This is a genomic window from Thermoanaerobacter sp. CM-CNRG TB177, from assembly GCF_018588165.1.
Lineage (GTDB): Bacteria > Bacillota > Thermoanaerobacteria > Thermoanaerobacterales > Thermoanaerobacteraceae > Thermoanaerobacter > Thermoanaerobacter thermocopriae.
Window position 1 is genome coordinate 1 of record NZ_JAFCAC010000009.1, and the last position, 10,377, is coordinate 10,377.

The window sequence follows — 10,377 nt, forward strand, 5'->3', positions numbered from 1 at the left end:
AGGAATAATTTCCTTCAATGTAGAAGGTGTCCATCCTCACGACGTTGCTACAATACTGGACGAGGAGGGTATTGCCGTAAGGAGTGGGCACCACTGCTGTCAACCCTTAATGAGGTACTTAGGTGTTCCCGCCACTGTAAGAGCAAGCTTTTATCTTTACAACGACTTTGACGATATTGACGCACTTGTTGAAGGACTTAAAAAAGTTAGGAAGTGGTTTAAATGAGCGATTTAAATCAGCTTTATTCTGAGGTTATAATGGAGCATTATGAGAATTCTCCTCATAGAAAAGAGCTTAAAGATGCAACCCGCAAAGAAAGAGGTCACAACCCACTTTGTGGTGACGACATTACTCTTTATTTAAAAATGAATGGAGATATTATAGAAGATGCATCTTTTACAGGTCATGGGTGTGCCATAAGCCAGGCTTCAACCTCTATGATGATAGACCTTATAAAGGGAAAAGACAAGAAAGAAGCCTTAAGGCTTGTTCAAGAATTTATAGACATGATACACAAAAAAGATGTAAATTTAGATGAATTAGGTGATGCACAAGTACTGCAGGGTGTGTCTGACTTTCCTGCCCGCGTAAAATGTGCTTTATTGGCATGGAAAACGCTTCAGGAAATTTTATAAATTTATAAAAATAACGCCACGATGGCGAATGTTTACATACTCACCTTCGTGGCGTTATTGAATTTTTCAAGACATCCCACATCTCATCTTGCACAAGTCCTAATCTCCAAATAGCTATTCCACCAAGTCCAAATCTTTTTGCAAGACCAATTTTTACTGCAAAGCTTTCTAGTGTTTCATTTGGTATTGAAATACCAAGCAAAAGTTTTTCTTTTGGTACCTTTTCAGTTGCTTGCTCAATTGCTTGGATTACAAGTTCCTCCGGTTCAGGCTTTGTACCATAGTCGTAAGCCATGATAATTATTTTGTCTGTAATTTCTCCGAGAGTTTTATAATCATATCCTTTATATACACTATTTGGCGCATGGAGAGTTAATGTAATTGATTTTGAGACATCAAGGCGGTTTTTAAGCAGTTTAACAAACTCAGTAAATTTTTGCTGAGTTTGAAGGAGCTGCTCTTTATCTTCATTAAGCCCTAGTCCTTCAAAATCAAGATTTACACTATCGTAAATTTTTGCCTCTTCAACGATTGATGAAATAGCTTTTTCTATAGCTTCTGGCGATGACAACAAGTTGGAAATGGTTTTGTCACCATCGGTGACGTGTATAACCATTTCTGATTTCAATTTGTATTGTGATATTACTTCTAGTACTTTTTCCCATCCATCAGGTCTTTGCCAACCAGTTCGACTTTTTGTCAAGAGATTGCCATTATTATCTAAACTATACCAGCCAAATGCAATAGAACTAAAGTAACCAGTATTGCCAGAAGTATATTCGGGATAACTTTTGCCAAACAAATTTGTCCAACTGCTTGTTTGGCTATCTCCCAAAGCATAAAAGCCTGTTACAAACATTTCTTTTGGTGGCGATGTTATCTTTACAGTATAAGTATTTTTATCCCAATCCACATCGCAATCAAAAGCTTCACTAAAAAACCTAAGTGGTATCAAAGTTCTTTGATTTATCATTTGTGGCGATACTCTGAGAGTAAGCGGCATATTGTCTTTTATCGCTGTTTTATTACCAATTTGAAGTTTGACCTTTGTTTTATTATCAGTTGCTGTAACTGTTTGTGTCGAGACTTCCCAATTTACAGAAATATTTAAAGCTTCGGCAATAGCCCTAAATGGGACTAAGGTTGTACCATCTTTAAGTACTGGTGGCACATCAAAAGTTACGGGATATCCATCTAAAAGAACTGTAATTTCTTGCTTTTCTTGAGCATTTGCAACCCGTAAATTAAAAATGGTAACTATTAAAAAGATAAATATGAAAGATAAAACTAATTTCTTTTTACATGTTTCCATATTTCTCCCTCCCATGGTACCATTATACATTAAAATTAGAAGAATTTAAAGTCGATTTTTGAATTTTTAGAGTTGTGATTGTTATCATTTTTCATGAATGTTGGCGTTTTTCCTATTTATTGGGATAGGATTATCGTACAAATGCAGCGTGCTCTTTCCTTTTCCATCCTTACATTATTGTAGAGCACTTTCAATATGAAATATCACAAAATAACAACACCTATAAGAAATTGAAAGTTGACATAATAAAATACATTGTAATAAAATACAATTGTAATTATTTTTTAGCATACCTATAAGGAGTTGAAACTGTAAACCGACTACCAAGCCAACTCTAGCTCCTACTTAGATGCCCGTCCAACAAAGCGACCACCATTATCTCTACTATTCGGGAGTTATGCGACCATTATTCCAAACAGAAGAATGATAAGCCCTTGCTGCTGGCAATTGCTGCCAGCCGGTCCAACGGGAGAATATAATATTGAAAGCAAAAGGAGAAAGGGGGGAAGAGAACGGATGGCCTTGGTCAATTTGGAAACGACCCTGCAAAAGGTGTGCATCGCGCTTACCAAGCTGACCCCACCGCAGGGCCTAGAAATCCTGTCTTACAAGCGTAATCGCGGAATCACTATTCTGAAGCTCGACGATCAGACTTTTCTAGTGCGTGAACGCGGATATGAAGAATTCGAGTGCCGTGTTTCAGCGGCGGACCTTCCTAAACTGCTCAAGTCTATGATGAAGAGGGAATTTCCACGGAGTCGCAAAGTACGAATCTATCGACTATCCGGTCCGGAGGCAATAGGACTGCCACGCAAAAAGCTGTGATAATGGACCGAAAAAGAATATGAGGGATGCTCTAGAGCTGGGCTTTAAGAACACTTTCTCAAAGGTGCTTAATTAGGATAACCTTATCGACCAGGAATTATCATGGTAAGTTGACTTTAACAACTAAAAAATGAGTAGAACAGAGCTAGAAAAGAGGAGATGAACAAAGACGATTAGGAGATTTGGAGTGAGGACCAGCCAGTGTGACTGGCTATTTAAGATGTAAGTTGTGTAAAGGTATTCACGAATTGGTTTAAGTGTTCTGGACTGAAAAATAAGAGCAGGAATCAGAAAATGCCAACCTTAAGTCTTGAGAAAGAACCTTTTTATTTTTATGGTTTACTATTTATTAAATAGAATTAGACAAAATCGTTAATATTTTTTAAAAGTTAAGAAGGAAAAATAGAGATTAATGTAGAATTATATACATGTATAACCAATAAATCCATATCTTCGCTATTTATGGGGTGTAATTATGAGAATTACCATGGAATTTATGGGAGAAAAGAATTTAGTATTGCCAATTCATTATAATTATATAGTTCAAGGCTTTTTGTATGACCTCATGGGAGACAGCAATTTCGCAGTTTTTTTACACGATAGAGGATTTCAATATGAAAAGAGGAAATTTAAATTATTTACTTTTTCAAGGATTGAAGGAGAGTTTAAGATTTTAGTAGACTCTAAAGGGCAGAAAAAGATAAGCATAACGCCACCTTTTAAATTTACAGTCGCTTCTCCTTTGGATGAATTTATATTTGATATTTCTAAGAATGTGTTAAAAAAGGAATATTGCCATTTTAATGGGCAAAAATTTATTTTAAATTCACTCAATATCGACAATCCTCCTGTTTTTAAAAATAAAGCAAGGATAAAATTTATCTCTCCAGTTGTGATGTATAGTACTTTAAAGGAGGGAGATATAAAGTATACTTATTATTACTCACCATGGGATGAAAAATTTTCTCCCCTTTTACTTAATAATCTGCTTAAAAAATATGAATTAGTCTATAATGTAAAAGCGAAAGATCCATATTTTAAGCTTTATCCTCTATCCAAACAAGAAGACAGAAGATATTCAAAAAAGATCAAATATAAAAATGTTTATGTAAAAGGATGGATGGGTATATATGATGTGGAAACAACACCTGAACTTCTGGAGCTTGCCTATTACACGGGACTAGGAGCTAAAAATTCCCAAGGGTTCGGGTGTTTTGAGATAATTAAATAGCGAAAGGAGGGAGAGAGAATGATTACAGCAATAAAAGAGTTGGGGGAAATGGTGTTAAAATCTCAAAACAAGACTTTGCTAGACGTATTTATAGAAAATCCAAATCAAGAGGGTAGATATTCCAAAATAGCAACTATAGATTTTACTATAAAAGAAGATGACATTGAATATGAAAAGGTGAGACTTGAAGAATATGACGATTCAAAAATAAATAGATACCTTTTTACTGACACAAGTGGGAATGCACCTGGATATACCCCTGCTGCAAAAATAACAGAGGTGACTAAAACATTTAACGGTAAAATAAAAAGCTGGTTTAAAGTATTGGATGACAGAACAATCAAAATCGACCAAAAAAATAAAATTTTTCTTCAAAAAATACGAAACATATTGGAAGAAAAAAGTGATGAAATTATTGCTGAAGTGGAAAAGATTCGGAAAGATATTCCTAAAAGAGAAGGACTATCTCTCATACTTAAATTTAATGTAGACGGAGACTCCAAATACATTGGAGATTTGGACATTTTTAAGAGTATCTTATTACAGCTACACAACAAAAAGTACCAAAAGATTCATTCAAAAGATAAGGTTTGCTCAATTTGTGGACAAAAAAAGAAGATGATTTTTGGCACGGTAGATACTTATAAATTCTACACAATAGACAAACCGGGATATATTGCTGGTGGATTTAACGAAAAAGAATCATGGAGGAATTATCCTGTATGTAAGGAATGCATGTTGGCTTTAGAAGAGGGGAAAAGATACCTTGAAAATGAACTTACTTTTAAGTTTTATGGTTTGGAATATCAATTAATACCTAACTTTATTATAGGAAACGAATTTGTAAAAAAAGAGGTGCGAGAGATATTTGAAAATGCGAGTAAACTTATATCTCTTAAAAAAGAAACAAAGAAGAGATTTATTGGAGACGAAGATGAAATATTGGACTATCTTGCTAAAGCAGAAGATACAATGACTGTAAACTTTTTGTTTTTGAAAAAAGCAAATTCCGCAGAAAGGATCTTGCTTTTAATAGAAGATGTTTTCCCTTCCCACTTAAGAGAAATTTTTAATGCAAAAGATAAAGTAGATGAGACGTTTAATGAAAACTTTACTTTCAAAAATATAAGAAGTTTTATGTCCAAATCTGATTCAAATAAAAAAGATAATGACCTGGATACTTATTTTTTGGATATAACAGATAGGATTTTCACGGGTAGACCCGTTGATTTGGGCTTTTTGTACGGCCTTATTATGAAAAAAGTTCGAGAGGAATTTGTAAATGACCGCAATTATAAAAATGCAATAAAAGATGGCTTAATGACAGTAGCTTTTCTTGAAAAATTAAAGCTTATAAAGATGGAGGTTGTGCCAATGGAAGAAAGGATATTTGACAGCTTTTTTGCTAAATATGGTCCCAGTTTTGAGACCCCTCTTAAAAAAGGACTTGTACTTTTAGGAGCTCTTACTGAGCTTTTATTGAGGAAACAGTACTCAGATAGAGAAGCGAAACCCTTTATGAAAAATTTAAAGGGGTTAAAAATGGATGAGAAAGACATAAAAGGCCTTCTTCCTAAAGTGCAAAATAAACTTGAAGAGTATGATTCTTTTGACAAAGGGAAAAGGCTTTTAGCAAAAGAAGTCTCTAATTATCTTCTTTTAGCGGGAGATAATTGGAATATGTCTGTTGATGAAATAAATTTCTATTTTGTTTGCGGCATTAATTTAGCTGATGAATTAACAAATATCATTTATAAAAAAGAAGAGGAGGAGAAAACAAATGGGAAACATTGTTAAAAATCGAGCAGAAATTCTATTTCTCTATGATGTTAATTTTGCAAATCCTAATGGCGATCCTGTAGACGAAAATAAACCGCGTATAGACGAAGAGACAGGCATAAATATTGTGACAGATGTGAGGCTTAAAAGGACAATAAGGGATTATCTTGCTTATTACAAAGGGAAGGAGGTATTTATACTCGAAACAAGGGAAGAGGAGGGGGGAAAACTCCGGACGAAAGAGGAGAGAATGAAAGATTTTGGCACAAATAAAGACATAATAGAGAAATGCATTGATGTGAGATTATTTGGAGCAACAACTGCGGTAAAAGATAAAGTAATGACCCTCACTGGCCCAGTTCAATTTAAATATGGCAAGTCTCTTCACAAGGTAGATTTAATGTATATAAAAGGTACAACAGTTATGCCTTCTGGAGAGGGTAGGGGGCAAGGGACATTTACGGAAAAATACATATTACCCTACTCATTAATTGCTTTTTATGGGGTTGTTAATGAAAATGCTGCAATAGCGCAAAATATACCTTTAACGGATGAAGATGTGGATTTAATGTTAGAAGGCATGTGGAATGGAACTAAAAATTTAATGTCAGGCTCAAAAATGGGACACGAACCAAGGTTATTGGTTGAAGTAATATATCAAGAAAATAATTATCAAATAGGGGAGCTTGAAAAACGCATAAAATTTGTGCATAATATGGAGGATGAAAAAATAAGAGATATACAAGATGGTAAACTTGATATAACAGAACTTGTGACAGTTCTCAAAGAAAACAAAGATAAAATAAAATTAATAAAGTATGTCTACGATGATAGAGTTATTTTTACATGTAATGGAGAAGTATGTACATTAGAGAAAGCATTGGAAGGATTAAACATTCAAAAACTCCAGTATTGAGGGGATATAAATATGAAAACTTTGGTCTTTGATATATTCGGGGACTATGGACATTTCAGAAAATATTACACCACATCTTCACCGCTTACTTTTTCCTTTCCACCGCCTTCAACTGTCAAGGGCATGTTGGGGGCAATAGCGGGGATTGATAAAAAAGAATATCTAAAAGTTTTTTCAAGCTCAAACTGTAATATTGCCATAAGAATATTAAACCCTGTCAAAAAAATTAGGATGGGATTGAATTTGATAAACACGAAAGGTAATTTCTGGATACCTTATAAAATGAAAAATCACGAGGCAAGAACGCAAGTTAGGGCGGAATTTGTGAAAGATGCGGCTTATAGGATTTATTTTGCGCATAAAGATAATGACTTGTTTGAGGATGTGATAGATAAAATAAAAAATCACAAAAATGTTTATACTTTGTCTCTGGGATTAAGTGAAATGTTAGCAGATTATAAGTTTGTAGGAATATATGATTCACACGAAGTGAAGTATGTAGAAGTAGATATTTTATCAGTACTGCCGTTTGAATTTATTGTGGAGGACAAAATTTATTTTGAAAAGGGTAAAAAATATTTTAAAGAAAAGATACCCATGGATATGAATGAAGATAGGGTTGTTTTAAGTTACCAAGATGTGTTATATGAAGCAAATGGGCAGAGCATAAAATGTCATGTAATGAAATGTTGGGAGGTTAATGGCGAACATGTCATCTTTTTCTGAATTATACTCCCATCCTGACAAATTTTTAGAAGATCATCTTATCAATACTTCTAAGATAATTAGAAATTACGTTTATGAAAAAAATGTGGAAATAATAGATAAAGATACTTTTTTAAAAACAGTTACTATAATTTCTTTATGCCATGACTTTGGAAAAGCGACAAATTATTTTCAGAAATATTTGTTTACTGAAAACGAGATAGAGAGAAATAAATTAAAAACAATGGAAGAAACGCATCATTCTTTATTGTCTGCAGTTGTAGCTTTTTATTTGATTAAAAATGAGATAAATACTCAAGACAGGAAGGGAATATTACTCCCTTTTATAGCTTTTTTAATTGTTAAAAATCACCATGGAGATTTAAAAGATATTTTTAATGAAGTTATATTAGATGAGAAAGAGTTAAAAATACTTAAAAGGCAGCTTAACAGTATAGATGATGAAAAATTACAAATATTAAACAAAAACCTTAAAAATGCGGGCTTAAATAAAGATTTAACCAAATCATTAATAAACGAGTATATTGATAATATTAATTCTGAATTGCGAAAGGTTAAAAGAGAATTAAGAAAGCTTAAAGAAGAACAAGATATTTCCATTTATTTATTATTAAACTTTTTGTTTTCTTTGCTTATTGATACCGATAAAACAGAAGTGGTCGTTGGAATCGACAATATAAAACGACCAGAAATAAAATTTGAGGACCAGTTTGTAAAAGCGTATAAAGCTTCTTTTTGTGGTGAAGAAAATAAAATTAATTTATTAAGGGAAGAAGCTTATAAAGAAGCAGTAGAGAGAGAAATAAATATTGGACAGAGGATAATGTCTATTAATCTTCCTACGGGCCTTGGTAAAACATTGACTACAATTGCTTTTTCAATGAAATTATGGGATATATTATACAAACACACTGGTGTAAAATATAGAATTATTTATTCTTTGCCATTTTTAAGTATTATAGACCAAAATTCTAGTGTAATTGAAGAGTTGTTAAAATATAATGGGATTTATCCGAGTACAGAAATAATATTGAAACATCACCATTTGTCGGATGTAAAGTATACTAAAAGTAATAGTGAATTTGAAGATGAACAAGCTAAAATATTGATAGAAGGTTGGAATTCAGAAATAATAATAACTACTTTTGTTCAATTTTTTCATACTTTAGTATCTGAAAAAAATAGGACTTTAAGGAAGTTCCACAGGTTATCAAATTCTATAATTATACTAGATGAAGTTCAATCAATACCATTTAAATATTGGCTGTTAATAAAAGAACTTTTAAAAGCTGTTGCAGAAGAATTGAATTCCTATATAATTTTTGTAACTGCTACTCAACCTTTAATATTCAAAGAAGAAGAAATTTACCCGTTAGTGGACAAAAATAAATACTTTGCTCAGATGGAGAGGGTAGAGATTATTCCAAAATTGGATTGTGATATTACTTTAGAAAAACTAAGTGAGATGTTCGATTTAAGCGATGGTAGAAGCTATCTTTTTATATTAAATACTATAAAATCTGCTCAGCAATTTTACAGTATATTAAAAACTAAAGTACCTAATGATGAAATAATTTACATATCAACTCATATAACACCTTTGGAAAGAATGGAAAGAATAGAAAAAATAAAAAAAGGAAAAATAAAGTTTGCAGTAACAACTCAATTAGTAGAAGCAGGAGTAGACATTGATTTTGATGTTGTTGTAAGAGATATAGCGCCGCTTGATTCCATTAACCAATCAGCAGGAAGGTGCAATAGAAACTGGAATGGAAAAGGAAAGGTTTATATTGTATCGCTGATAGATGAAAAAGGTCAAAGATATTCAAGATATATCTATGATAGAATATTGCTTGATATAACAAGGGAAATACTGAGTAAATACGACATTGTAAGAGAGCAGGAACTTTTAAAAATTATAGAAAAATATTATCACGAAGTATCAGAAAGAATGTCCTCAAGTGAAGCAAAAAAACTTTTAGATGCAATATACGCATTAAAATATGATAGCGACGATGGGGATATGTGTATTTCCAAATTTAAACTAATTGAAGATGACTATTATAAAGTAGATGCGTTTATCGAATTGAATGAAGAGGCCAAAGAATTGTGGCAAAAATATGTGGGACTTAAAGACATAAAAAATCTATTTGAAAGGAGAAATATTTTTAATCGCTTTAAAGCTGATTTCTATAAATATGTAATATCAATACCCGCAACAGCTGAAAACATGCCTCCTGATATATGGGGTTTCAAGTATGTAAATTATGACAGTTTAAATGAATATTATGACAAAGAAACAGGTTTTATTGCAAAAGGAGTTATAGGTATATGGTAATAAAAAATGTCGTCGATCCTTAGTAGCGCAAAAATGCCTGGGGATCGACGACATTTTTTATTTTTTGGTTTTCAGATTGTAGTTGATTTTATCGAACAATATGATATAATAAAGTCAAGATACTTGACAATAAATTAAAAAGTTATAAAACTTACATGCACTATTTATGCACGTTATAATGGGTTTTTAGCCTACCTATAAGGAATTGAAAGATGCCAATGCCAGTATTAAAAGGCATAAATATTAAAACGTTTTTAGCCTACCTATAAGGAATTGAAAGCTGCCTACTACAACGAAACGCCGTGCATAGAGGCGGTTTTTAGCCTACCTATAAGGAATTGAAAGAAATTTAAAGCTTCTATTTGTTTTTTAGCTTCTTGGTTTTTAGCCTACCTATAAGGAATTGAAAGCAAGAAGATTTAGATAGTATGGCTAACAATAAACCAGTGTTTTTAGCCTACCTATAAGGAATTGAAAGAAAAAGCAGCTAGATTCTCAAAGAACCTGCTGCCTCGTTTTTAGCCTACCTATAAGGAATTGAAAGAATCCTGGCGCCAACCGTCCCCATAACTTCCAGCTGTTTTTAGCCTACCTATAAGGAATTGAAAGCCTGC

Annotated in this window: 8 protein-coding genes and 1 CRISPR repeat array; of the genes, 7 read left to right on the plus strand and 1 reads right to left on the minus strand. The window is 32.8% G+C overall.

Going from position 1 to position 10,377, the window contains the following annotated elements; translation table 11 throughout:
* Together I4N53_RS00475 and sufU are read left to right on the plus strand one after the other, a co-directional pair.
* Positions 1 to 226 (plus strand): aminotransferase class V-fold PLP-dependent enzyme (locus I4N53_RS00475; protein WP_214495326.1); only part of this gene is annotated, 226 nt, incomplete at its 5' end.
* Positions 223 to 636 (plus strand): Fe-S cluster assembly sulfur transfer protein SufU, encoded by a 414-nt coding sequence (sufU, locus tag I4N53_RS00480; RefSeq protein WP_012996185.1) that lies wholly within the window; start codon positions 223 to 225, stop codon positions 634 to 636. The genes I4N53_RS00475 and sufU, both read left to right, overlap by 4 nt.
* A gap of 40 nt (positions 637 to 676) precedes the next feature.
* Here the strand turns inward: sufU and I4N53_RS00485 are convergent, their stop codons facing one another.
* Positions 677 to 1,948, minus strand: coding sequence for a stalk domain-containing protein (locus I4N53_RS00485; protein ID WP_214495327.1), 1,272 nt, complete (start codon positions 1,946 to 1,948; stop codon positions 677 to 679).
* Between the two features lie 1,300 nt (positions 1,949 to 3,248).
* Between I4N53_RS00485 and cas6 the strand changes: the two genes are divergently transcribed.
* From cas6 to cas3, 5 genes are read left to right on the plus strand one after another with little or no spacing between them, the layout of a single operon-like run.
* The gene (cas6, locus tag I4N53_RS00490) at positions 3,249 to 4,004 is read left to right on the plus strand and encodes a CRISPR-associated endoribonuclease Cas6 (RefSeq protein WP_214495328.1); all 756 of its coding nucleotides are present in this window, start codon (positions 3,249 to 3,251) and stop codon (positions 4,002 to 4,004) included.
* Between the two features lie 18 nt (positions 4,005 to 4,022).
* Positions 4,023 to 5,801 (plus strand): TIGR02556 family CRISPR-associated protein, encoded by a 1,779-nt coding sequence (locus I4N53_RS00495; protein WP_214495329.1) that lies wholly within the window; start codon positions 4,023 to 4,025, stop codon positions 5,799 to 5,801.
* Entirely contained in the window at positions 5,785 to 6,699 is a 915-nt protein-coding gene (cas7b, locus tag I4N53_RS00500; RefSeq protein ID WP_214495330.1) for a type I-B CRISPR-associated protein Cas7/Csh2, read from the plus strand. Before I4N53_RS00495 ends, cas7b begins: the two co-directional genes overlap by 17 nt.
* 12 nt (positions 6,700 to 6,711) lie before the next feature.
* Positions 6,712 to 7,425 carry a type I-B CRISPR-associated protein Cas5b gene (gene cas5b / locus I4N53_RS00505; RefSeq protein WP_214495331.1) on the plus strand — a complete coding sequence of 238 codons (714 nt, stop codon included), beginning with the start codon at positions 6,712 to 6,714 and terminating at the stop codon, positions 7,423 to 7,425.
* On the plus strand, positions 7,409 to 9,763 hold the full coding sequence (gene cas3, locus I4N53_RS00510) for a CRISPR-associated helicase Cas3' (protein ID WP_214495332.1): 2,355 nt from the start codon (positions 7,409 to 7,411) through the stop codon (positions 9,761 to 9,763). The genes cas5b and cas3 overlap by 17 nt, the downstream gene beginning before the upstream one ends.
* A 182-nt stretch (positions 9,764 to 9,945) precedes the next feature.
* A CRISPR array of direct repeats spans positions 9,946 to 10,372; the repeat unit is 30 nt; unit sequence GTTTTTAGCCTACCTATAAGGAATTGAAAG.
* Positions 10,373 to 10,377 lie beyond the last annotated feature (5 nt).